Origin of the sequence: Halorubellus amylolyticus (genome assembly GCF_034808145.1) — an archaeon.
GTDB lineage: Archaea > Halobacteriota > Halobacteria > Halobacteriales > Natrialbaceae > Halorubellus.
Genome location: NZ_JAXHGM010000001.1, coordinates 776125 through 797766, shown reverse-complemented (window position 1 = coordinate 797766; position 21642 = coordinate 776125). Strand labels below are relative to the sequence as shown.

Annotated in this window: 20 protein-coding genes, 1 tRNA gene and 1 pseudogene; 12 read left to right on the top strand and 10 right to left on the bottom strand. The window is 69.1% G+C overall.

Going from position 1 to position 21642, the window contains the following annotated elements; genetic code table 11:
• Positions 1 to 85 precede the first annotated feature (85 nt).
• Positions 86 to 355, top strand: coding sequence for an HAH_0734 family protein (locus SM754_RS04015; protein WP_323674917.1), 270 nt, complete (start codon positions 86 to 88; stop codon positions 353 to 355).
• Here SM754_RS04015 and SM754_RS04010 read toward each other — a convergent pair.
• Positions 345 to 3197 (bottom strand): DUF2298 domain-containing protein, encoded by a 2853-nt coding sequence (locus SM754_RS04010; RefSeq protein WP_323674916.1) that lies wholly within the window; start codon positions 3195 to 3197, stop codon positions 345 to 347. The genes SM754_RS04015 and SM754_RS04010 overlap by 11 nt on opposite strands.
• 150 nt (positions 3198 to 3347) lie before the next feature.
• On the opposite strand from SM754_RS04010, the gene SM754_RS04005 reads away from it, so the two are divergent.
• From SM754_RS04005 to SM754_RS03995, 3 genes are all read left to right on the top strand, one after another.
• The gene (locus SM754_RS04005; protein ID WP_323674915.1) at positions 3348 to 4139 is read left to right on the top strand and encodes a glycosyltransferase; all 792 of its coding nucleotides are present in this window, start codon (positions 3348 to 3350) and stop codon (positions 4137 to 4139) included.
• Positions 4139 to 4693, top strand: coding sequence for a GtrA family protein (locus tag SM754_RS04000; RefSeq protein WP_323674914.1), 555 nt, complete (start codon positions 4139 to 4141; stop codon positions 4691 to 4693). The genes SM754_RS04005 and SM754_RS04000 overlap by 1 nt, the downstream gene beginning before the upstream one ends.
• A 61-nt stretch (positions 4694 to 4754) precedes the next feature.
• Positions 4755 to 4829: transfer RNA gene (locus tag SM754_RS03995), tRNA-Met, on the top strand.
• Between the two features lie 301 nt (positions 4830 to 5130).
• Here SM754_RS03995 and SM754_RS03990 read toward each other — a convergent pair.
• The 3 genes from SM754_RS03990 to SM754_RS03980 are packed head-to-tail and all read right to left on the bottom strand — an operon-like array spanning position 5131 to position 9273.
• On the bottom strand, positions 5131 to 6573 hold the full coding sequence (locus tag SM754_RS03990; protein ID WP_323674913.1) for an ABC transporter ATP-binding protein: 1443 nt from the start codon (positions 6571 to 6573) through the stop codon (positions 5131 to 5133).
• Positions 6566 to 7639, bottom strand: a complete 1074-nt coding sequence (locus SM754_RS03985; protein WP_323674912.1) for an ABC transporter ATP-binding protein — start codon at positions 7637 to 7639, stop codon at positions 6566 to 6568. The genes SM754_RS03990 and SM754_RS03985 overlap by 8 nt, the downstream gene beginning before the upstream one ends.
• Positions 7639 to 9273: an ABC transporter permease subunit gene (locus SM754_RS03980; RefSeq protein ID WP_323674911.1), complete on the bottom strand. Its 1635-nt coding sequence runs from the start codon at positions 9271 to 9273 to the stop codon at positions 7639 to 7641. Before SM754_RS03980 ends, SM754_RS03985 begins: the two co-directional genes overlap by 1 nt.
• Before the next feature lie 257 nt (positions 9274 to 9530).
• On the opposite strand from SM754_RS03980, the gene SM754_RS03975 reads away from it, so the two are divergent.
• Positions 9531 to 10550: an ABC transporter permease gene (locus tag SM754_RS03975; RefSeq protein WP_323674910.1), complete on the top strand. Its 1020-nt coding sequence runs from the start codon at positions 9531 to 9533 to the stop codon at positions 10548 to 10550.
• A gap of 105 nt (positions 10551 to 10655) precedes the next feature.
• On the opposite strand, the gene hpt is transcribed toward SM754_RS03975, so the two are convergent.
• The 4 genes from hpt to SM754_RS03955 all read right to left on the bottom strand — a co-directional run bounded on the left by hpt (position 10656) and on the right by SM754_RS03955 (position 12936).
• Positions 10656 to 11225, bottom strand: a complete 570-nt coding sequence (gene hpt, locus SM754_RS03970) for a hypoxanthine/guanine phosphoribosyltransferase (RefSeq protein ID WP_323674909.1) — start codon at positions 11223 to 11225, stop codon at positions 10656 to 10658.
• A 7-nt stretch (positions 11226 to 11232) separates the two neighbouring features.
• On the bottom strand, positions 11233 to 11736 hold the full coding sequence (locus tag SM754_RS03965; RefSeq protein ID WP_323674908.1) for a type IV pilin domain-containing protein: 504 nt from the start codon (positions 11734 to 11736) through the stop codon (positions 11233 to 11235).
• A gap of 63 nt (positions 11737 to 11799) precedes the next feature.
• Positions 11800 to 12267, bottom strand: a complete 468-nt coding sequence (locus tag SM754_RS03960) for an archaellin/type IV pilin N-terminal domain-containing protein (RefSeq protein ID WP_323674907.1) — start codon at positions 12265 to 12267, stop codon at positions 11800 to 11802.
• A 90-nt stretch (positions 12268 to 12357) separates the two neighbouring features.
• Positions 12358 to 12936 carry a DUF7344 domain-containing protein gene (locus SM754_RS03955; protein WP_323674906.1) on the bottom strand — a complete coding sequence of 193 codons (579 nt, stop codon included), beginning with the start codon at positions 12934 to 12936 and terminating at the stop codon, positions 12358 to 12360.
• 216 nt (positions 12937 to 13152) lie between these two features.
• Here SM754_RS03955 and mbhE point away from each other — a divergent pair, with 216 nt between their 5' ends.
• From mbhE to mnhG, 7 genes are read left to right on the top strand one after another with little or no spacing between them, the layout of a single operon-like run.
• A complete protein-coding gene (gene mbhE / locus SM754_RS03950; RefSeq protein WP_323674905.1) occupies positions 13153 to 15606 on the top strand; it encodes a hydrogen gas-evolving membrane-bound hydrogenase subunit E in 2454 nt (817 codons plus the stop codon).
• 37 nt (positions 15607 to 15643) lie between these two features.
• On the top strand, positions 15644 to 16132 hold the full coding sequence (locus SM754_RS03945) for an MnhB domain-containing protein (RefSeq protein ID WP_323674904.1): 489 nt from the start codon (positions 15644 to 15646) through the stop codon (positions 16130 to 16132).
• Positions 16129 to 16524 carry a sodium:proton antiporter gene (locus SM754_RS03940; RefSeq protein ID WP_323674903.1) on the top strand — a complete coding sequence of 132 codons (396 nt, stop codon included), beginning with the start codon at positions 16129 to 16131 and terminating at the stop codon, positions 16522 to 16524. Before SM754_RS03945 ends, SM754_RS03940 begins: the two co-directional genes overlap by 4 nt.
• Positions 16521 to 18170 (top strand): complex I subunit 5 family protein, encoded by a 1650-nt coding sequence (locus tag SM754_RS03935; protein WP_323674902.1) that lies wholly within the window; start codon positions 16521 to 16523, stop codon positions 18168 to 18170. The genes SM754_RS03940 and SM754_RS03935 overlap by 4 nt, the downstream gene beginning before the upstream one ends.
• The gene (locus SM754_RS03930) at positions 18167 to 18880 is read left to right on the top strand and encodes a Na+/H+ antiporter subunit E (RefSeq protein ID WP_323674901.1); all 714 of its coding nucleotides are present in this window, start codon (positions 18167 to 18169) and stop codon (positions 18878 to 18880) included. The genes SM754_RS03935 and SM754_RS03930 overlap by 4 nt, the downstream gene beginning before the upstream one ends.
• On the top strand, positions 18873 to 19190 hold the full coding sequence (locus tag SM754_RS03925; RefSeq protein WP_323674900.1) for an MrpF/PhaF family protein: 318 nt from the start codon (positions 18873 to 18875) through the stop codon (positions 19188 to 19190). Before SM754_RS03930 ends, SM754_RS03925 begins: the two co-directional genes overlap by 8 nt.
• A gap of 2 nt (positions 19191 to 19192) precedes the next feature.
• Positions 19193 to 19612, top strand: coding sequence for a monovalent cation/H(+) antiporter subunit G (gene mnhG, locus SM754_RS03920; protein ID WP_501993752.1), 420 nt, complete (start codon positions 19193 to 19195; stop codon positions 19610 to 19612).
• A 60-nt stretch (positions 19613 to 19672) separates the two neighbouring features.
• Here mnhG and coaBC read toward each other — a convergent pair whose 3' ends face one another.
• Both coaBC and SM754_RS03910 read right to left on the bottom strand, forming a co-directional pair.
• Positions 19673 to 20830, bottom strand: a complete 1158-nt coding sequence (gene coaBC / locus SM754_RS03915; RefSeq protein WP_323675248.1) for a bifunctional phosphopantothenoylcysteine decarboxylase/phosphopantothenate--cysteine ligase CoaBC — start codon at positions 20828 to 20830, stop codon at positions 19673 to 19675.
• A gap of 298 nt (positions 20831 to 21128) precedes the next feature.
• Positions 21129 to 21642, bottom strand: a pseudogene (locus SM754_RS03910) (hypothetical protein); the annotation flags it as partial.

The following is a 21642-nucleotide window of genomic DNA, read 5'->3' as shown; positions in this document are numbered from 1 at the left end:
AACCTTGTCCAGGGGTGGGGTGAGCGCCAACCGTACCGCGCGGTGGTTCGACACGCTTAATGGCGGCGTATCCGAACCGCGAGCCATGAAGCGACTCATCATCGACGGGGACCCCGGCCTTCGGAAGGACGCGACCATCGCCTACGACGACGAGGAGTCGGTGCACGTCTTCAACGTGAACAGGCAGGGCGACTGGCACGGCCCCGAGCGCGTCCAGCTGTGGTGCGTCGTCGGCAGCGAGGACGAGCTCGAGGCGTTCCAGACCCGGGACTACATCCCGCATCACCTCGAGGTCGACCGCGTCGAGGCCGAGGCGGTCGAAGTGCTCTCCGAGAAGAACCCGCTCAACGTCTGAGGTCGACTTCTCCCCGTCTCGCCGCGCTCTCGACCCGTAGCGACGCGACCGTCTCGTTCTCGGCGTCGTCGCCGGCGAGGGCGTCCCGGTCGACGGCGTACACGACGACGTCGCCCCAGCGTTGCACGCGCTCGACACCGGGGTCGGCCGCGAGGTCGGCGGCGTCGTACCGCGAGCGTTCGTTCGGTCCGACGTAGACGTAGGAGACGTCGTACTCGCGGAGGACGGCGGCCCGCTCGCTCGCGTTCCCAGTCTCGTAGATGGTCTCGACGTGGGCGACGCGAGCGTCCCACTCCGCTTGCGTGTGGTAGTTAGCCGCGTGCGCCCAGCCCGCGATCGTCGGCAGGCCGGTGTGACTGGAGACGCCACTGACGAGCCCGGACGCCGGCGAGTTATCCGCGTAGAGGTACCGGCCGGTCGTCGGCGCCTCCACGACGACGGGACGGCCCTCGCGGTCGTTCAGCCACTCGATGGCGGCGGCCTGATCGGGGTAGCACTCCTCGCTCCAGTCCTTCGCGTTCAGCGTCCAGTCGCCGGCACCGCTCTCGCCGCTCCGCGAACACACCCAGTGTTCGCTCGGGTTCGCGTTGAAGTGCCCGACGAGCGCGAACCCGCCGTACAGCGACAGCGAGACGAGGAGGAGGGCCGCGCCGACGGTCGACCCGACCCGGAGGACCCGCCCCCAGTCGACGCCGGCGTCGTCACGGCCGCCGTCCGCGCTCGTCGACCGCGCGCTCGCCGTCGGTGCTCGCGCGAGCGCTGGACGGGCGAGCCAGCGCGGCCACGCTCGCGACGCGACGTCCGCGAGCATCACGCCGCCGGCGACGCCCCACATCACCCAGACCTGCCAGTAGAGCTTGAACACCGTGTTGAAGCGGCCGGGGCCGGCACGTTCGGCGACGTACAGGAACTCGACGAGCGTCACGAGCCCGGTCGCGCCGAGGACGAGCACCACTTCGAACCCGACGTCGCGCCGCAACCGCAACAGCACCATTCCGGCGAGCAGCACCGGGACGACGGCGACGAGGACGGTCGCGTTCAGCACCCACGCGACGCCACCGAGGACGGCGACCGCGACCGCGACGCCGACAGCCGCGCGTCGCTCCGGGGACTCGTCCGCGAACGCCGCCGCCGCGACCGCGAACAGCGCCGTGCCGCCCGCGGCGACGAACGCCACCTGCGACCCGTGGTAGGCGGCGAACGCGACGAGCGCGAGCACGCCGAGTGCGACGAACGCGCGGTCCCGGACCGGGTCGTCGAGTGCGAGCGCGCCGACGACGCCAGCGATGGCGACGACGACGAGGTTCGCGCCGACCCAGCCGACGACGAGGTTCGCGACCACGACGACGGCGAGCACGGCGACGAGCAGCCCCGTCTCGAGCGCGTCTCGGTCGACGCGCGACCGGTCGAGGAGGTACGCGACGGTCACGAGGAGGAACGCGCCGTGCACGAGGAGGAGGCCGACGAGCGACGACCGGTCGGGGAGGAGCGCGGGGTACTGGCCGCTCGTCGCGCCCGAGAAGAACGGGAGCGCGAACGCGACCGAGAGCGCGCCGACGACCCCCGCGAGGCCGACCGCGACGACGAGCCGCGAGACCTCCTCGTGGACGCGGGACGCGTCCGCTATCGCACGCACCCGGTCCGCGACCGGAGCCGGGAGGACGGTCGCCGGATGAGCCGCCGCGAACGCCGTCGTGAGCGCGACGATTCCCGCGACCGACGGGAAGCTCCAGGTGTTCACGACGGCGAGCAGGCCGCCGAGCGCGGGTGCGGCCGCGAACAGGTACGCGCGCTTCCGCCAGACCGCCGCCGCGGGCGCCTGCCAGTACGCGAACGCGACCGCCGCCGCCACGAGCAGGAGCGGCGGACTCATCATGTGCGCGTGGAGGTCGCCGTTCAGGTACGCGAACAGCGGGAACTCGTTTATCGTCCACGGGATGACGCGGCTCGCTGCCCAGTACCCGAACGCGTCCGCGGACACCGCGAGCCCCGAGAACTGGTAGCCCAGCACCTCGACGAACCGACCACCGCCTTCGCGCGTGACGACCTGCACGGTGTCGTTCGGGACGACGAGGAAGAGGACGCGGAGCGGTGCCAGCAGGACGTCCACGGGCCCATTGAACGTGATGGGTCGCTGGAGGTGCTGGACGAGGAGGATGAGACCCCGCGCGGGCGTGGACAGGTTGCTCGCGATACCGACGAGGACGGCGCCGAGCGCACCGGCGCGGCGCGGGGAGATACCGCGTGCCATCGCGATAGAGCGGGCGAGGCCGTACGACGCGGCGACGGTGAACCCGTAGTACGCGGCCAGAGCAAGGTTGTACGCGTACGCGGGCGCGGTCCCGGTGAGTCGCCCGAGCTGGGCGGCGATCATGTGACCGCCGTAGTAGTACTGGAGGCGCTCGCCAGCGAACCACATGTCCTCCGGCGGGAGCGCCGGCGCCCGGTAGAGCGTGGCGAGCAGTCCGAAGTCGAGCAGCTTCTCGCCCGCGTACGGGTCCGCTGCCGCGTCCGCGGCGCGGATGGCGACGACGAGCAGGAAGCCGACGACGAACACGACGAACGCCTCCACGGCCGGGCCGCGCTCGGGGACGTGCCCGCGGGAGAGCGCGTACGCCGACCCGGCGAGGACGACGAGGGCGGCGACGACGATGCCGGGCCACCCGAACGCGACCTGCCCGACCCAGTAGCTCGCGACGCCGAGGACGGCGATTGCGACGGGGAGCCCGAGGCCGCTCCCGCGGTCCGGGAGCGGCGAGAGGAGGAGTGTCGCGAACGGCGTGGCGACGGCGGTCACGGCGGCGAGGGCCGCCAGCCAGACGAGGACCAGCGTGTACTCCATCTATCACCACTTAGGCGAGCGCGGTGGCTAAACGCTTTCTGCTCGCGAACACGTCCGCGCGGCGGGGCGACGGTCGGGGACGGCCGCCGCGGACGGTGGTCTGTCGCGAAGCGAACGATTTTACACCACGCGGTGTCCGACGTAGGGTAGATGTCGAAGTCCCTCGGCGTCGTCGTGCCCGCGTACGATCCAGCGGTCGACACGCTCGCCGCGTACGTCGACGCCCTCCACGACGCGCTCGCGCCGGACGTCGTCCGCATCGAGCTAGACGCGCCGGACGAGGCGACCCGTACCGCACTCGAAGCCGTGGACGCGACGGTGCACGCGGTGGCCGCACGCCGCGGGAAGGGCGCCGCCATCACCGCCGGGTTCGAGGCGCTCGCGGACGACGTGGACGTGCTCGCGTTCGCGGACGCGGACGGCGCGACGCCCGCGCACTCCATCGCGGACGTCGTCGACGCGGTCCGCGACGACGGCGCCACGCTCGCGGTCGGGTCACGGCGTCATCCCGACGCCGACGTCCGGAGCCATCAGACGTTCGCGCGCCGGTACCTCGGCGACGGCTTCGCGTTCCTCGCTCGCACCCTCCTCGGAATCGACCTCTACGACTTCCAGTGTGGCGCGAAGGCCATCACGGCCGACGGCTGGCGGACGGTGCGCGCGCACCTCTACGAGCCGGGGTTCGCGTGGGACGTCGAGTTGCTCGCGGTCGCGGCCGCGCACTCGCTCCCCATCCAGGAGGTACCCGTGACGTGGGAGGACCAACCGGAGTCGACGGTGTCGCCGATGTCGACCGCGTACGAACTCGGCCGCTGTCTGCTCCGGAGTCGACATCGCGCGAAGGAACTCGGTGGGAGTAGCGTGCACGAGGCGATAGCGGACCGCCGGACCGCCCGGCGCGCGCTCGTCGACCGACGCCACGGCGACGTCGAGGACCAGTGATGGACGACGCCGCGAGCGACGACCAATCGGCGGACGCAACCGACGACCCCGCGACCGACGACCTTTCGACGCAGGCGGCCGACCGGACCGCGAGCGAGGAGCCAGACGGCGTCCTCGACTGGGTTCGGGCGCTCGCGTCCGGGACGCGGTTCGGGAAGTTCGCGTCCGTCGGCGTCGTCGGCGCCGCGTTCGACGTCACCACCGCGACCGTGCTCGAGTCCCTCGGCGTGTTCCCCGAACTCGCCGTGTTCGCCGGGATCGAGGTCGCCGTCGTCGTCATGTTCCTCCTCAACGACAACTGGACGTTCTCCACGGAAGGCCACGGCAGCCTGCCCGCGACCCTCCGCCGACTCCTCCGGTCGAACCTCGTTCGCGCCGGCGGCATCACCGTCCAACTCCTCGCGTTCCGGCTGCTCTACCGCGTGTTCTTCGTCGACGCTACCGTCCTCGGCATCGACGCGTGGTTCGTCGCCGCGAAAGTCACCGGCATCGCCGCCGGCCTGCTCGTGAACTACGTCGCGGAGAGCATCTTCACCTGGCGCGTCCACGAGTGACTAATTGCCATACGGCGCTGTAATCACAACCCTTAACTAGCGGAGCGCGATACGTGATAGTAGCGGGATGGGATAGCCAGGAGATTCCGGCGGGCTCATAACCCGCAGATCGGTAGTTCAAATCTACCTCCCGCTACTTCTCTCGGTCACGTTGCGAACGAAGAACGAACCTTTCACCTGTCACTAAGCGTCGCTCGTCGTCGGTTTTTCCCCTCGTTAATGTGCTCTACCGACGGGTGAGTGCTCACCGCCGTCAGCAGCAGGGACATAGTCGTCAGCGAGAGACTCTCGCGACTACCTGTATCGAGGGCTGGAGCCGAAGGCGTCGTGACGGATGTCTCGCATCCGTCCGGAGGTAGTCAGGGGAGGAGACACATCCTGGAACCCGGTCGGCCGATGACGTCGTGGGGCTCGGTTTCCTGGTGACGTCGCGGGATTCAGTCGCCGCTCGCCTCTCGCGCGGCGCTCATGCGGTCGTCGGCGACGTCGTGGTCGTCGAGGAGGAGGCACGCGGCGTCGTGGTCGTCGCCGACCGCGCGCGTCTTCGGCGCGTCCCGCTCGCACGGGGTCGTGAACGCGTCCCCGAGAATGGACGTGGCGCCGTCCGCGTTCCCGTTCGCGAGGTACTCGATGGCGTCGGCGAGCACTGCCTCCGCCTCGTCGTCGCCGAGCGCGTCCGGGAGGTCGTACTCGGCGCGAACCGCGTCGTCGACGGCGTCCGACGGGAGCCGACCCGAGTCCTCGACGTCCGCGTGCGTGCGAGCGAGGTCCGTCGCCGCGTCGCCGTCGAGCTCGCCCGTCTCGACGTCGTGCCGGAGGTCGAGGACGCGCCGCCACACCGACTGCTCGAAGTCGAACGCGTCCGGCTGGATGACCTTCGGGCAGCGCGTGTGGAACCGACACCCGCTCGGCGGGTTCTCCGGGCTCGGGACGTCGCCGGTGAGTTCGACGCCGAGGCCGCGCTGGCGCGGGTCCGGGTTCGGGATGGAGGAGAGGAGCGCCTGCGTGTACGGATGCTGGGGGTCCGCGAACAGCTCTTCCGTCGGCGCGACCTCGACGATCTCGCCGAGGTACATCACGGCGACGCGGTCGCAGACCTCCTTGACGACGCCGAGGTCGTGACTGATGAACAGCATCGACAGCCCGAATCGCTCCTGGAGGTCGTTGATGAGGCTGAGGATCTCCGCTTGGATGGAGACGTCGAGCGCGGAGACGGGTTCGTCCGCGACGACGAGTTCGGGGTTGACGACGAGCGCGCGAGCGAGCGCGATGCGTTGCTTCTGGCCGCCGGAGAACTCGTGGGGATAGCGGTCCGCGTCCGCGGCCTCCAGGCCGACGCGCTCCAGGAGGTCCGAGACGATCTCGTTCTGGCGCGCCGGGTCGGTGAGGCCGTGTATCTCGAGGGGTTCGGCGACGCTCTCGCCGACGGTCATCCGCGGGTCGAAGCTGCTCGTCGGGTCCTGGAACACCATCTGGGCCTGCCGGCGGAAGCGCTTGAGTTGCGCGTCCGAGAACCCGGCGACGTCCCGCGGGTCGCGCGACTCGTCGTCGCCGCGCAGCCCGCCGCGTAGCCGGTCGAGGAGCGACGTCGAGTCGTCGTCCGAGGGAAGCGCGCCGTGGTACCGGATCTCGCCGCCCGTCGGCTCTTCGAGGCGGAGGAGGGACGTCGCGGCCGTGGACTTCCCGCACCCGGACTCGCCGACGAGGCCGAGCGTCTCGCCGCGATGCAACGTGAAGTCGATACCGTCGACGGCCTTCACCGTCCCGACCTGCCGACGCAGGAGCCCCTTCGTGATCGGGTAGTGCTTCTTCAGGCCGTCGACGGTGACGAGCGGGTCGCCGTCGGTACCACGGTTCCCTGCTGGTGACCGGTCAGTCATCCACCTCACCTCTGTCGGTACGCGCGGCGTCGTCCTCGGCGTCGTCCGTCGCGACCGCGACGCCGGCGTTCTGCACGACGCTCGCGTCGTATCCGGCCTGGTAGTACACGCACGACGCGACGTGGTCGTCGGCGCCTTCGACGTTCACGGCCGGTGGGTGGTCGCCCTCGCGGCACGCGTCGACCGCGTGCGGGCATCGCGGTGCGAACCGACAGCCGTCCGGCGGGTCGGTCGGGTCCGGGAGCGTCCCGCCGATGCCCTCCGCGGCGTTCCGGCGACCGGGCAGGCACTCCAAGAGCGCCTTCGTGTACGGATGCGACGGGTTCTCGAACACGTCGAAGACGCTCCCCTGCTCCATCACCTTCCCGGCGTACATCACGACGACGCGGTCCGCGACCTCCGCGACGACCCCGAGGTCGTGCGTGATGAGGAGGATACCCATCCCGAACTCGTCCTGGATGTCACGGAGGAGCCGGAGGATCTGGGCCTGGATGGTGACGTCGAGCGCGGTCGTCGGCTCGTCCGCGATGAGGAGGTCCGGTTCGCCGGCGATAGCGATGGCGATGACGACGCGCTGGGTCTGCCCGCCGGAGAACTCGTGGGGGTAGTCGTCGAACCGCTCGGCGGCCTTCGGGATACCGACGCGGTCGAGCAGGTCGACCGCGATCTCGCGGGACTCGGCCTTCGAGACGTCCCGGTGGAGTCGCACGGTCTCCGCGACCTGCCGTCCGACCGTGTACACCGGGTTCAGCGCGCTCTGGGGGTTCTGGAAGACGTGCCCGATGCTGCCGCCGCGGAGCTTCCGCAGACGCTTCTCGGGCATCGTCAGGAGGTCCTCGCCCTGGAAGTCGACGGTCTCGGCGTCTATCTCGCCCGGTGGCTGCGGGACGAGGCGCGTGATGGCTTCGCTCGTCACGGTCTTCCCGCTCCCGGACTCGCCGACGATGCAGACCGTCTCGCCGCGGTCGACGTCGAACGAGACGTCGCTCGCCGCGTGCACGGTCCCGGCTTCGGTGTTGAATCGAACGCTCAGCTCTCGGACGGACAGGAGTGATTGGTCTTGCATCAGGCATCACCTCGGGGGTCGAGGACGTCGCGGAGGGCGTCGCCGAGCAGGCTGAAGGCGAGCACGACGAGCGCGAGCGCGAGCGTCAGTTCGCTCGACACCCACCACGCGTTCGGGAAGTTGTTCAGGCCGTTCGCGATGCTCTCGCCGAGCGAGATGACCATGATGTCGTTCAGACTCAGGTACGCGATCGCGGCTTCGGCGAGGATGAGCATCGGGATGCGGCGCGTGACGCTCGTCAGGACCGTGTTCGAGACGTTCGGGAGGATGTGCTTGCGCATGATGCGGCGGTCGTCCGCGCCCGCGGCGCGCGCCGCGGTGACGAACTCGGCCTCGCGGCGCTGCACGACCTCCGACCGCACCAGTCGAGCCGCCCCGCCCCACGAGAGCAGGCCGAACACGAGGATGAGCAGGAAGAGGCTGCGGCCGAACACGTAACTCAGGACGATGTACGCGACGAACGCGGGGATCGTCTGCTGGATGTCGATGTAGCCCGTGATGGTGTCGTCGACGAGCCCGCCCGTGTAGCCGGCGAACGTCCCGACGAGCGTCGCGATGGGGAGCATGATCATCGACGTGACGAGTGCGACCTCCAGGCTCACGCGGAACCCGACGAACAGGACCGCGAGCACGCTCTTCCCGACGTAGTTCGTCCCGAGCGGGTTCTCCCACGTCCCGAGGCACCCGCTGTCCGTCAGCTGGCCCGCACAGGACGTGGCGGAACCCACGCCGATCGTCGGCCCGAACTCGAGGAACTCGTACATCGCGAACCGGACGGCGAACAGCGTCCCCAGTCCGACGCCGGCGACGGTCACGGCGAGCCCCAGCGGTTCGCGGACGCGCTCGACCCGGTTGTAGAGCGCGAGGACGAGACCGAACGCGATGGCGAGCGCGAGCACGACCGTGAACAGGTCCGTCGTCCCGAACGGCGTCGAGACGGGCGCGGGGGGTTGATGCGAGAACGTCTCGTAGCTTCCTCCGGCCTTCTTGAACGTCGTCGGCATCCCCACGACCGCGTTCCCGAACGCGCCACCGAGGACGAAGAACGCGACGTACGCGAACGCGACGGCGCCCGTCGGATGGTCCTTCAGTCGGCGAAGATACAGTCGCGTCCGGTCGAGGTCGTCGAACAGCCGCCCGAGCACGAAGCAGACGAACACGAGCAGCGAGAACACGAACACCCACTCGACGCCGTACACGTCCCAGTAGAGGTAGCCGTAGTACGGGATGTCGACGCTATCGAACGTCGGCGACGGCGCGAGATAGTAGTAGTCGTACGCGAACGCGACCGCGAGCACCGTCGACAGCACCGCGAAGGCCTTCGTCCGGACGGCGACGCGACGCCAGTTCTCCACCACCGGGAGCACGAACAGGAACGCGAAACAGGCGGCGAGCACGAGGTACGCGAGGTCCAGGGTCGTCGGCTCGACCCATCGGACCGTGCCCGCGAGGACGTCGACGGTCGGGACGCGCACCCCCGAACCGGCGATCGACGTGTACGCGAACAGTCCGAGGGCCGCGAGGAGGACCGTCGCGAACGCGCCCGTCCGGACGCTGACGTCGTCGGGTTCCTCGATGCGGTCCCAGTCCACGCGCTCGAACGCCGCGAGCTCGCGGCGCTCACCTGTCGCCATCGGCGCTCACCTCGTCGCACGACGCAGCCCAACGTTGCGGCATCGACCCAACGATTCACCCCCACATCTAAAAAGATGACATAGTGTCAAACGCCGGCTTTAGTATCTATCCCACTCGCGTCTTGCGATTTCCAGTCTGAAGACCGGGACCCGCACCCGATTTTAATACCGAGCCTCGGAGAGTGTGGTTCGATGACCGACACTCGCCGCCGTGACCTCCGACGCCGACGCCGTCACCTCGTCGTGGAGGTCGACCCGTGAGCTTCCAGTTGAAGGTGGCGCGACGCGCCGCGTTCGCGGTCCTGTCGATGTTCCTCATCGTGACGGTCGCGTTCGCGTTCGTCACCCTCACCGAGGACCCGAACGTCGGCGCCGTCGCGTACGAGGCGTCGAACACCGGCGGGAACGCCACCGAGGCCGTACAGGCGTATCGCGAAGCCAGGAACCTGAACGACCCGTTCGTCCAGCGCTACACGAAGTGGATGGTGAACGTCGCGACGTTCGACTGGGGGTTCTCCTACAGTACCGGCCAGCCGGTGCTCGCCGTCCTCGGGAACAGCCTCCCGTTCACGCTCCTCTACCTCGTCCCGTCGATGATCCTGTCGCTCGTCATCGGCGTCAGCGTCGGCCTCTACTCCGCGCTGAACCAGCACTCGCTGAGCGACAAGCTCGCGACCGCAACCGCGTATTTCAGTCTCGGCACGCCGAACTTCTGGCTCGCGCAGATACTGTTCGTCGTCGCCATCACGCAGATGGACTGGGTTCCCTACCTCTACATCGCCCCCAGCTACGAGATGTGGGGTGGCACCGTCCCCATCCCGCTGCTTCCGGACGTCCCGCTCCTCAAGGGCGACCTCGTGAAGTACTACCTGCTCCCCGTCATCACGCTCACGACGGTCCTCCTCGCCGGACAGCTCCGGTACGCACGCGCCGAGAGCCTCGAGTACGTCGACGCCGACTTCGTGAAGATCGCGAAGGCAAAGGGCGCGGGGCCCGTCCGGATCGCGACGCACATCCTCCGGAACGCCGCCATCCCACTCGTCGCGCTTTTCTTCACGGACATGCTCTCCGTCCTCGTCCTGAACATCTTCGTCATCGAGTTCGCGTTCAACATCCCCGGGTTCGCGCAGGTGAGCATGAACGCGATCACCGCGCGCGACCTCCCGCTCATCCTCGGGATGACGATGGTCATCGCGCTCGTCGGCGTGTTCGGGAACTTCCTCCAGGACATGGCGTACACCGTCCTCGACCCGCGCGTCGGCAGCGACGCCGAGTGACGCCGGCGACCTCGCGGTAGCGTCCTCGCGTCGAATCACTTCCGTTCACACGAACGCCACGGCAAGCGTCACGTGGACCCGCCGAAGGCGACCGGCTCGACCCGGTCAGTCGTCGCCGTCCGCGTCGACGATGACGACCTCGCCGTCGACGACGTCCACGTTCACGAGCGTCTTCACGTCGTAGCCGGCGTCGGCGACCTCGTTGTCGCCGCCGACCTTCTTGATGACGGCGACGGTGTCGACGACGTCAGCGCCGATGTCGTCGAGCGCACCCAGGACCGCGGCGAGCGTCCCGCCCGTCGAGAGCACGTCGTCGAGGACGAGCACGCGGTCGCCCTCGCGGACGTCGTTGATGTACATCTCGTTCTCCGAGTACCCCGTCGCCTGATGGAGCGCGGTCTCGCCGTCGAGCCCGTACTCGCGCTTCCGGATGACGGTCAGCGGGATGTCCGTCATCAGCGAGACCGCCGTGGAGATGTGGATACCCATCGCGGCCGGTGTCACGATCTTGTCGACCTCGTCGAGCTCCGCTTTCCGGATGATGCGGATGACGATCTCGCGCAGCAGCCCCGGGTCGAGCTGGGGAACGCCGTCCGAGATCGGGTGGACGAAGTAATGATAGCCGTCTTTCTCGATGATCGGGCACTCGAGCAGGGACTCCTGCAGTCGGTCCATGGCGGAACTACTCCATGCGAAGCAAAAAGGTGGCGGTCGACGCGTCCGAGTCGCCACCGGCCGTCCACGCCCGCTCGGTCCCGGAGTCCGTTCCGGCCGGGGTCGCGGCCGCTGCGTCCGCGTTCCAGGACGCGAGCACGACGTACTCGCCGTCGCCGGTCACCCAGAGCACGTAGACGGTGTCGTCCGCGTCGACGCCACCGACGGTCACGGACTCGCCCGCCGAGACCGTCGAGCCGACCGAGAAGGCGGCGACGGACTCGAACCCCTGGTTCACGACGCGGAGGCGGTCCGCGTCCAGGTTGTCGCCGCCGTAGTGCGTGACGACCAGGGTCTCCGTCGAGGCGTCGTGCGCGAACCTGAACGACGCCTCCGGCCTCGAATCCGTCGGGAGGACCGTCGCCTCTAGGTCGAAGACGACGTACCCGACGACGAGTGCGGTCGCGACGACGAGCGCAGCCATCACCATGGCGTGCAGCGCGTTCGTCCCACCTGCTCGACGCCCCATCATGTCCGAGTGGCACGTCGGGCGACGACTACGAGAAGCTTCTGGCAGGCGAGCGCAGACGGACTCTCAGTCGTCGGAACTCGCGAGAACCGACGAGCGCTGGCCCTCCTGCCAGACGAGTTGGACCGAAGACGACGCCTCGATGTCCGCACCGTCCTCCTCGATACGGAGCTCATCACCGCTCGTGACGCCGTCGTCCCACTCGCCGCCGCCGCCGGTCGCGAAGTCGTCCGTTGACGACTTATCCTCCCACGCGACGGTCCCGTCGACGGTCACGCGGAGCGTGCTCGTCGCCAGCTCGTCGCCACCGTTGTGTCTGAGTACCACCGCGTTCGGCGTCCCGCTGCCGGTCGAGATGTCGTACTCGAACTCGATGACAGCAGTGGGCGACTGCTCGGTGACGGCGTTCCCGATGTCGAGGACGAACGCGCCGACGGCCGCGGAGAGGACGACGGTCACTGCGACCATGAGGATGACGCCGATGACGGGCGAGACGGCGTCGTCGTCGGTCAGCAACCCGCGGATGTCGGTCATCTACCGAGCGTTGGCCGTGGACTTGGTTAAAACGTGCGGCCGTGACGTTCCAGGGGCGGAGCGGAGAGCCGACCCCAGTGGCTGCTCCGGTCACCCCTCCTCGAGGTCGATCTCGGGCGGCGAGTCCAGGTCCGCGAGCCGCATGTTCCGCTCGTGGTAGACGTGTACCGCGGCGGTGACCGTGAACGCGATGGCGATGACGAACGCCCAGCCGAGGCCGTCCAGCACGTCCGAGTACGGGACCTCCGCCCAGACCGCGACGCAGAGCGCGCACGCGACCGCGCCCATGGAGAGGTAGAGTTCGCGCCACGGCAGTTCGTGCCCGGGAACGATCTCGAGGTAGATCGAGAGGTCGTTCGCGCGGTCGGTCGCCTCGATGACGCCCTCGTCCGCGTCGTAATGCACGATGTTCACCTCCGAGAGCCGCGGAAGGTGCGTCTGCTGGAGCGTCGTGTACACCCGTTTGCGCTGTTCCGCCGAGACGTCCTCGCACGTCGTGTCGTACTCCCACGCCGCGACCTGCGTCGCGAGTTCACCCAGTTCCACGGGCTCGTCGCGCCGCTTCAGGTACTGGAGCACGAACCGTCTGCGCTGGTTGCGAAGCACGTCGAATATCTCGCCCTTGGAGAGGTCCTTCGAGGACCGTGCCGAGGACGCTAGCACGCCCACGCTTCGCCCTCCGTCGGTACAGGGACCACCTGACCACCAGTCATGCTTGCCCCCAAGTCACGCGTCGACGACCATAACTATTCTGTGGCGTCGCTGCGACCGAACCGTCCTGTCGCCGCCCCGGCCCGTCATCGGCATCGGCCCGAAGCTCCCCGACACCTGAGGCGTCGGGTTTGAGAAGTATTAAGTCCGGTACGTGCCGGGTTGGGAGTAGACATGGCTGTGAATCTCGCGACGCTGATTGCCGTCGTGGGGTTGCCGTTCCTCGCCGCCGCACTCACCCCGTTCGTCTACCGGCTGTTGGGCGAACGGACCGCGTACTACGCGGCGGCGGTCGCGCTCGCGTGCCTCGGTCTGGTCGCGAGCCTCTTCGGCACCCACGGTGCGGCGAGCGTCCAGTGGATCCCCGAACTCGGCGTGTCGCTCCGGTTCTACGTCGACGGGCTCTCGCTGCTCATCGCGACGCTCGCGAGCGGCGTGGGCGTCCTCATCCTCACCTACTCCGGCGCGTACATGCACGACGAGCCGGGGCAGGCGAAGTACTACGCCGCGCTGCTGGCGTTCATGGGGTCGATGCTCGGTGTGGCGTTCGCAGCTGACATGGTCGTCCTCTTCCTGTTCTGGGAGTTGACGAGCCTCTCGTCGTACGTCCTCATCGGGCACTACCAGCGCGCTGGTCCGTCGCTGTACGCGAGCCGGAAGTCGATGCTCATCACGGTCGCCGGCGGGTTGTTCATGCTCGCGGGCTTCCTCGTCCTGCACGCGGTGTCGGCGGACGCGCTCGGGTCGGCGACGTGGGCGTTGTTCGGCGACGGCGGCATCCTCGCGGGCGAGAACGCCGCGGCGATGCAGACGGCGCTCGCCGAGCAGGGCCTGCTCGTGCCGGTGCTCGCGCTCGTCGGTATCGGTGCGGCCGCGAAGTCCGCGCAGGTCCCGCTCCACATCTGGCTGCCGAACGCGATGGAGGCGCCGACGCCGGTGTCGGCGTTCCTGCACTCCGCGACGATGGTGAAGGCGGGCGTGTACCTCGTCGGTCGCCTCCGGCCGCTGCTCGGCGGCGAGGAGTGGACGGCCGCGTTCGTCGCACTCGGGCTGCTGACGATGACGGTCACCGCCATCCTCGCGGTCGCGGCGACGGACATCAAGGAACTGCTCGCGTACTCCACGGCCTCCCATCTCGGCCTCATCGTCGCCGGGTTCGGGTTCACGTCGTTCTACGGCGCGGAGACGGGCGCGTTCCACATCGTGAACCACGCGCTGTTCAAGGCCGCGCTCTTCCTCGTCGCGGGTATCGTCGCACACGAGGCGGGGACGCGCGCGCTGAACGAGCTCGGCGGGCTCCGCGAGGACCTGCCGATCACGGCCGCGATCGCGGTCATCGCCGGCCTCGGGATGGCTGGCGTGCCGCCGTTCAACGGGTTCTACTCGAAGGAGTTCCTGTTCAAGGCGGCGTGGGAGTACGGGACCGTCCACGGCGGCGTCGCGTTCCTCGTCCCGGTCGTCGCGGTGTTCGGGAGCATCTTCACGTTCCTGTACTCCATCCGGTTCGTCTCGATGTTCTTCGGCGAGAAACCCGACTCGCTCGGGCACGTGCACAGTCCGCCAGCGCTCATGGTCGGGCCGCCCGCGTTGCTCGCGGCGCTCGCCGCGGTCGTCGGCATCGGCGGTGTCACCGCGACGTTCGGCGTGCACCTAGAGCCGCTCGAAGCGTTCGTCGCGAGCGTCATCGAGGCGACCGGTGGGGCACTCGGTGGGGGATCGCACGCGGTCGCCGCGAGCGGTGCGGCGGGCGCGGTCGCGAAAGGCAGCGAGTTCACGTACCACCTGCCGACGTCCGGCGAGTCGCTGCCCGCGGCGACGATGAGCGCGATAACCATCGTCGTCGGCGCGGTCGCGTACACCGAGTACGACCGGCTCCACGACCGCCTCGACGCACTCGTCTCCGGGCCACTGACGGCGAACTACTACTACGACGCCCTCACCGAGGGCGCGAACCCGTTCAGCGACCGCGTGCGGAACACCGCACAGACGCGACTCCTGCGGACGTACGCGACGTGGACGCTCGCCGCGTTCGTCGTCCTCACGCTCGGCGCGTACGCCGCCGCCGAGGTCGCGGTGACGCTCCCCCTCGGCGAGCTGTTCCCCGTGAGACCGCCGAAGCTCGCGGTCTGGCTCGTGCTCGCGCTCGCCGGCGTCGGCGCGGCGATGGTCGTGCGAGCGAACTCGCACGTCTCGGGCGTCCTCACGCTCTCCATCCTCGGGTTCATGGTCGCCATCTTCTACATCCTCTCGAAGGCGCCCGACCTCGCGCTCACCCAGCTCGTCGTGGAGACGCTCGTGCTCGTCATCTTCCTGCTCGTCCTCGACAGACTCCCGGCGTTCTACGGGAAGGTGAAGCGCTCGACCGCCATTCAGGACAGCGTGCTCTCGGTCGCCGTCGGCGCGACCGTCGCGACCACGGTCCTGCTCGCGACCGCCGGGAGCCCGGACTCCATCGCGCAGTACTTCGTCGAGGTCGCGTACCCGGAAGGTGGCGGAAGCAACATCGTCAACATCATCCTCGTCGACTTCCGAGCGTTCGACACCATGGGCGAGATCGCCGTCGTCTCGATGGCCGCGCTGTCCATCATCACGCTCGTCGCGCTCCGCGAGCGAGGTGAGACGCAATGAGCCGTCGCACGCGACGGACAGCGGGGGGTGAGCGGCGATGAGTCGATACGGCGACGACACGACCGTCATCTCGCGGACCGCGACGCGCATCGTGTCACCCATCATCTTCGTGACCGCGTTCGCGCTCCTCCTCCAGGGACACAACCTCCCCGGCGGCGGGTTCATCGCGGGCGTCCTGACCGCGGCCGGGTTCGCGCTCATCTACATCATCTTCGGGCTGGACTACGTGCAGGACACGCTCCTGCAGCGGGACGTCGAACCCGCGTTCGGCCTGGAGAAACCGGCGATCGCCGCGGACTACCGCGCGATGTTCGCGCTCGGACTGCTGATCGCCGCGGGCGCCGGCGTCGTCGCGATGGCGTACCCCGAGACCGGGAACGCCTTCCTCGGCCAGCACGACTGGCTGTACCACGTCGAACCGCTCTGGGACTTCCACTTCGCGAGCGCGTTCGCGTTCGACCTCGGCGTGTACCTCGTCGTCGTCGGCGGCCTGCTCGCGATCGTCTCGGTGGTGGGGGCAGAATGACCGAGGTCGTGCTCGCGGCCGTGCTCGGGTTCCTGTTCGCCGTCGGGACGTTCCTCGTCCTTCGACGGGACGTGGTGCGCGTCGTCTGGGGCGTGAGCATCATCTCGCAGGCCGCGAACGTCTACCTCGTCACGATGAGTTCCCTGCCCGGGTCCGCGGTCCCGTTCGTGTCCGCTGGCGGTTCGGACGCGCCGGCGACCGTCGACCCGCTCGTGCAGGCGCTCGTCCTGACCGCCATCGTCATCGGGTTCGGGACGACCGCGTTCGCGCTCGTCCTCACGTACCGGACGTACGAGGAGCACGGGACCATCGACATGTTCGAGCTCGCGGACGGAACGGAGGAGGCCGAGACCAACGGAGCGGTCCCGGCCGACGGAGGTGACGGCGAATGAGTCCGCCGGTCGCGGTCATCGCACCGCTGCTCGTCGTCCTCGCCACCGCCATCCTCACCGCGGTCGCGCACCGGTCGCTGCGCGTCCAGCGCGCGCTCTCGCTCGTCGGCGGTGTCGGGTACCTCGGCGCGGTCGCCGTCCTCTTCGCTCGCGTCAAAGCCGACGGCACGCTCGTCTACCAGCTATCGGACTGGCGGGCGCCCTACGGTATCTCCCTCGTCGCGGACGACCTGTCCGTGTTCATGCTCGCGTTCGGCTCGTTCGTCGGCGTCGCAGCGCTCGTGTTCGCGATCGCGTACGTCGACGAGGTCGGCCAGCGCGTGAGCTTCCATCCGCTCTATCACTTCATGCTCGTCGGCGTCACCGGCTCGTTCCTCACGGGCGACATCTTCAACCTCTTCGTGTGGTTCGAGGTGATGCTGATGTCGAGCTACGTCCTCGTCGTGTTCTACTCGGGGCCCGAGCACACGCGTGCGGCGCTCCAGTACGTCGTCCTGAACCTCGTCGGGAGCGCGCTCATGCTCGTCGCCATCGGCGGCCTGTACGCGACCACTGGCACGCTGAACATGGCGGACCTGGCGCGACGGCTCGCGGACCCGTCCGCGTTCGGTATCACGACGCTCGCACCCGTCCTCGGGCTCTCCGTCGTCCTGTTCGTCGTGTTCGCGTTGAAGGCCGGCATCGTCCCGTTCCACTGGTGGGTGCCCGCGGCGTACCGCGCCGCGCCCGCGCCGGTGTCCGCCGCGCTCGCCGGCGTCGTCAAGAAGGTCGGCATCTACGCCATCATCCGCCTCTACTTCACCGTGTTCGCACCCGCCGACCTCGGCGAGCTGGCGCTCCCCGGGTTCAGTGGCTCCGGGCCACTCGCGTACTTCGGGCCGGTCCTGCTCGTGATGGCGACCGCGAGCATCCTCCTCGGTGGCGTCGCAGCGGTGAACCGCGAGGACATCGACGACCTGCTGGCGTACTCGAGCGTCGGGCAGGTCGGGTTCATCGTCCTCCCGCTCGCACTCGCCGCGTTCGGCGTCGTCGCCGGCGTCGACGCCCCAGCACCGTACGGTGACGTCGTCGGCGCGAGCGGCCTCGCCGTGCTCGGCGTCACCGCCGCGCTCGTGTACTCGCTGAACCATGGTCTCGCGAAGAGCGCGCTGTTCCTCGCGAGCGGCGTCATCCACGACGCCACCGGGACCACGAAACTCGACCGGCTCGGCGGGCTCGCCGAGCGCGCACCCGTCCTCTCCGGCGGGTTCTTCGTCGCCGCCATCGGCCTCGTCGGCATCCCGCCGCTCGTCGGGTTCTTCGGGAAGTTCCTCGTGTTCGACGCCGCCGTCGTCGCCGGGAGCGAGATCGCGCTCGGCGGTGCACTCGCCGGCGCAGTTCTCACGATAACGTACGTCACGCGGGCGTGGAACCGCGGGTTCTGGGGAACGCCGACGGAGGTCGTCGACGCGGCCCGCACGAACCGCACGCAGGTCGCGGTCGTTGTCGTGCTCGCGGTCGCCGTCGTCGGCGTCGGTATCGCGTTCGACCCCGTGCTCGAAGCCGCCATCGAGGGCGCGGAGGCGGCACTCGACACGCAGGGCTACGTCGACGCCGTGAACCCAGATACCACCATCGGCGCGACCGGCGGAGGTGGGCACGCATGAGCGGCGACGTCCCCGACGAACCCGCGAACGCCGCACCGCGCGAGGACCTGAGCGAGGACGCACCGCGACGCTGGCCGCTGCTCGGGTTCGCGTTCGCCGTCCTCTGGCTGTTCGTCCGCGGCGTCGACATCGCCGAAGGCGGGGAGCTCCTGCTCGGACTGGCGCTCGGCGAGTTCCTCATCGGGCTCGCCATCGGCGTCCCGATCGCGTTCATCTTCCGTCGGTTCTACAGTCCGACGCCCGTGGTCGTGCGAACACCGCGAGCCGTCGTCGCGACCCTGAAGTACGCGACGGTGTTCCTCTGGGAGCTCGTCACCGCGAACGTGGACGTCGCCCGGCGCGTCCTCGCACCGTCGATGCCGATCGACCCGGACGTCATCGAAGTACCCTTGCGAGTCGAGACCGACCTCGCCATCACGACCATCGCGAACTCCATCACGCTCACACCGGGAACTCTCACCATGGACTACGACGCCGAACGGAACAGCCTCTACGTGCACGCCATCGCCGCCGAGGACCCCGAGAGCGTCGTCGACCCGATCCGGACGTGGGAGGACCTCGCGCTCGTGATGTTCGCCGAACGACGCGAGCCAGGCAGTCCGGTTCCGGAGCCGGACGCTGCCACGTCCATCGAACACGAGGGCGTCGACGACGGGCCGGCCGACGACGCTGGCGACGAGACCGACAGCGGAGGTGAGACCGATGCGTGACCTGGGCGTCGTGCTCGCCGCGAACGAACCGCTCGGCGGCCTCGCTCACGACGCCATCGGCGTCGGCCTCGTCGTCGCCGCGGCCGTGACGCTGTTCTCGGCGTACCGCGTCGTCGCGGGCCCGTCGACCCCCGACCGCGTCGTCGCGCTCGACACCATCGGGACGAACGTCGTCGCCATCGCCGCCCTGTACGCGATGTGGACGAGCAAGGGCCTGTTCGTGGACGTCGCACTCGTCCTCGCCATCATCGGGTTCATCAGCACCATCGCAGTCGCGCGGTTCGTCACCGAAGGAGACATCATCGAATGACAATGCTCGCCTCACTCACCGACGCGAACGACGGAATCGCATCCGCGACCGAGAGCATCGACGCGGTCGCACTCGCAGCCGGCGGGTCCGCAGGCCTCACGAGCCCGCTCCAGGCCGCGCTCGTCGTCGCACTCGTCGCCGTCGGAACCTTCTTCCTCGTCGTCGGCGTCGTCGGCCTCGTCCGACTCCCGACCGTGTACAACCGGATGCACGCGACGAGCAAGGCGACGACGCTCGGTGCGTCGTCGATGCTCCTCGCCGGCTTCCTGTACTTCGGCGGTGACGGGTCCGGGCTCGCGGCGCTCGTCGCCGTCGCGTTCCTGTTCATCACCGCACCGACCGGCGCGCACATGATCTCTCGCGCCGCGCAGAAGATGGGAATCCCATTCGAGGACACCGTCACCTGGCCGCGCGACGACTGACCGCGGCTCGCAGCGCCCGCCTCGCGACGCGGCTGTCGACGCCCGTCTTACGAACGACCGCTACGCCAGGACCTCCGCAAGCGCCGCCGCGATCTCTCGCCCGAGCGCCGACTTCGACCCCTCGAACGCCGCGTATCCCTCCGCGTGGACGAGGAGCGCGCGCGTCTCGTCGGCGCCCATCACGCTCGCGTCGTTCGCCACCACGAACGCCAGCCCGGCGCGCTCGAGCGTCGACCGCGCCTGTTCGACCATCGCCTCGTCCTCCCCACTCGTCTCCGCCTTGAACCCGACGATAGGGAGCGCCGGATGCGCGTCGCGCACGGTATCGATGAGCTTCCGCGTCGGCTCCAGCTCGAGGGTCAGGTCCTCGCGCCCGCTCCGGAGCTTCTCGTCCGCCCCCGCGACCGTGTAGTCCGATATCGCGGCGACCGACGCGAGCGCGTCCGCATCCCCCGCCACGTCGAGGACCGCGTCCGTCATCTCCGCCGCCGTCTCCACGTCCACCACGGTCGCGTACGGCACGTCGCCGTCCGGATGCACGAGCGTCACGTCCGCACCCGCGACGTACAGCGCTCTCGCCAGCGCCCGCCCCGTCTTCCCCGACGACCGGTTCGTGAGGACGCGCACCGGGTCCACGCGCTCGCTCGTCGCACCCGACGTCACGGCGACGTGCTCGCCCGCGAGCGGGCGACTCCCGGTCGCACGCGCGGTCGCGAGGACGATGGCCTCCTCCGTCGCGATCTTCGCCTTCCCTTCCTCGACGCGCGGGTCGACGAACGACACGCCCCACGACTCGAGCGTCTCGATGGCCGAGAGCACGCCGGGATGGTCGTACATCGGTTCGTGCATCGCGGGCGCCACCACGACCGGCAGCCCCGTGCCGAGCGCGGTCGTCGCGCACGTCGTCACCGTCGAATCGTCGATGGCACTCGCGAGCTTCCCGACGGTGTTCGCGGTCGACGGCGCGATCAGCAGGACGTCCGCCCACTCGTCGCGCCCGCAGAGCGCGACGTGCTCGACGCTCCCCGTGATCTCCGTGACGACGTCGTGCTCGGTCGCGAACTCGAGCGCCCACGGATGCACGATCCCCGTCGCACTCTCGGTCATCACCGCGCGAACGCTCGCCCCCTCCCGACGGAGTTCGTGCGCGAGCTCGACCGTCTTCACCGCCGCGATAGAACCCGTCACGCCGAGCGCCACGTTCACACCAGCGAGCACCCCATCGTCTCGTCGCTCCGGTTCATCCGACTCCGCAGTCATACCACGCGATTGGAGTGCCCCACACAAGAGCGTACCCGAAACCGACCACGGCACCGAACGACCGATACCGACCACGGCACCGAACGACGAGCGTTCGCGCCGTCAGCAGGCTGCGAAGTCCCGGGTGCGTCTCCGGTTCGTCGTCGAGCGAGTCGTCCCGCGCCGCGTTCACCTCGTATCGAGAAGCACGTAGGGTCTCGCATCACCGGGTGTGGCGGTCGTCGAGAGTAAAGGAGAAGGAAGGTCTGGCGCGCGGTCAGCGGAATCGACGCGAGATGAGGACGCCGATGGAGCCGACCGACAACAGCGAGAACACGCCGTCGAAGTGCTGCCGTCTCGGGTCCTCGATGGGCTTCGAGATGGGGTCGAGCACCGAGAGCGGGTCGAAGCCGCCGTCACTGCCACCGACGCCGAGCGCCTGGTTCACGCTCTGCCCCGTCGACTCACCGCCGGACCCTTCGTCCGGGGATGTCTCGCTCGAAGCACCACGGTCGTCGCCCGCCTCGTTCGGACGCTCCTCGTCGGCTTCGTCGTTCGTGGCCGAGTCACTCGACGAACCGTCGTCCACTGACGCCGAGTCACCGCCAGAGTCGGCATCACCGTCATCGCCGCCGGACAGACCGTCGTCGTCGTCACCCTCGCTCCCGGACGCCCCGTCCGACCCCGACTCGTCTCCGGACTTCGAGTCATCGCCGGACTTCGAGTCATCGCCGGACTTCGAGTCATCGCCGGACTTCGAGTCATCGCCGGACTTCGAGTCATCGCCGGAC

What these genes read in the sequence shown, in the direction of transcription:
- SM754_RS04015 (WP_323674917.1), top strand. Translation starts at nt 86, where the DNA reads ATGAAGCGACTCATCATCGACGGGGACCCCGGCCTTCGGAAGGACGCG.
- SM754_RS03985 (WP_323674912.1), bottom strand. Translation starts at nt 7,639, where the DNA reads ATGCAAGACCAATCACTCCTGTCCGTCCGAGAGCTGAGCGTTCGATTC.
- SM754_RS04000 (WP_323674914.1), top strand. Translation starts at nt 4,139, where the DNA reads ATGGACGACGCCGCGAGCGACGACCAATCGGCGGACGCAACCGACGAC.
- SM754_RS03940 (WP_323674903.1), top strand. Translation starts at nt 16,129, where the DNA reads ATGACCGAGGTCGTGCTCGCGGCCGTGCTCGGGTTCCTGTTCGCCGTC.
- SM754_RS03925 (WP_323674900.1), top strand. Translation starts at nt 18,873, where the DNA reads ATGCGTGACCTGGGCGTCGTGCTCGCCGCGAACGAACCGCTCGGCGGC.
- SM754_RS04005 (WP_323674915.1), top strand. Translation starts at nt 3,348, where the DNA reads ATGTCGAAGTCCCTCGGCGTCGTCGTGCCCGCGTACGATCCAGCGGTC.
- SM754_RS03990 (WP_323674913.1), bottom strand. Translation starts at nt 6,573, where the DNA reads ATGACTGACCGGTCACCAGCAGGGAACCGTGGTACCGACGGCGACCCG.
- SM754_RS03960 (WP_323674907.1), bottom strand. Translation starts at nt 12,267, where the DNA reads ATGACCGACATCCGCGGGTTGCTGACCGACGACGACGCCGTCTCGCCC.
- SM754_RS03945 (WP_323674904.1), top strand. Translation starts at nt 15,644, where the DNA reads ATGAGTCGATACGGCGACGACACGACCGTCATCTCGCGGACCGCGACG.
- SM754_RS03935 (WP_323674902.1), top strand. Translation starts at nt 16,521, where the DNA reads ATGAGTCCGCCGGTCGCGGTCATCGCACCGCTGCTCGTCGTCCTCGCC.
- SM754_RS03980 (WP_323674911.1), bottom strand. Translation starts at nt 9,273, where the DNA reads ATGGCGACAGGTGAGCGCCGCGAGCTCGCGGCGTTCGAGCGCGTGGAC.
- hpt (WP_323674909.1), bottom strand. Translation starts at nt 11,225, where the DNA reads ATGGACCGACTGCAGGAGTCCCTGCTCGAGTGCCCGATCATCGAGAAA.
- SM754_RS03965 (WP_323674908.1), bottom strand. Translation starts at nt 11,736, where the DNA reads ATGATGGGGCGTCGAGCAGGTGGGACGAACGCGCTGCACGCCATGGTG.
- SM754_RS03930 (WP_323674901.1), top strand. Translation starts at nt 18,167, where the DNA reads ATGAGCGGCGACGTCCCCGACGAACCCGCGAACGCCGCACCGCGCGAG.
- mbhE (WP_323674905.1), top strand. Translation starts at nt 13,153, where the DNA reads ATGGCTGTGAATCTCGCGACGCTGATTGCCGTCGTGGGGTTGCCGTTC.
- SM754_RS04010 (WP_323674916.1), bottom strand. Translation starts at nt 3,197, where the DNA reads ATGGAGTACACGCTGGTCCTCGTCTGGCTGGCGGCCCTCGCCGCCGTG.
- mnhG (WP_501993752.1), top strand. Translation starts at nt 19,193, where the DNA reads ATGCTCGCCTCACTCACCGACGCGAACGACGGAATCGCATCCGCGACC.